Here is a 322-nt window from a genome sequence, read left to right as displayed (position 1 = left end):
TTAAAATACATATTTTAATAAAGAAAAGACACCTAAGGTGCCTTCCTCTGACTTGAACCACTTTAATTTTAATAACATCATTTTACAATCACAAATATATCTTTAATCTTTCATATGATATTTTATCATTTTTTCCAGTTAATTGCATGAAACTGGTGAAAAATAGGTTATTTTTTGTAAATTCCTTTTCTCCATATCCATTCAATGGGACCATAGCGAAAATATTTACTCCAAATTTTGCTGAATATAATTTGCGCAAAGATAATTAAAATCCCGAAGATACATAATTGCCAGTAATATACCTGTGAGACATCTTTAAAGT

General features: G+C 27.3%; 1 protein-coding gene. It reads right to left on the bottom strand.

The genetic code is table 11. The annotated features are described in order from the left end of the window. Positions 1-167 precede the first annotated feature (167 nt). Positions 168-322: DUF418 domain-containing protein (locus FOT98_RS31180; RefSeq protein ID WP_144291249.1), on the bottom strand; the 155-nt coding region annotated here is incomplete at its 5' end.

It is taken from the genome of Bacillus sp. HY001 (assembly GCF_007558965.1).
In the GTDB taxonomy this organism is placed as follows: Bacteria; Bacillota; Bacilli; order Bacillales; family Bacillaceae_G; genus Bacillus_A; species Bacillus_A mobilis.
Note: the sequence above shows the minus strand (reverse complement) of the source record. Positions and strands in the feature narration are given on the sequence as shown.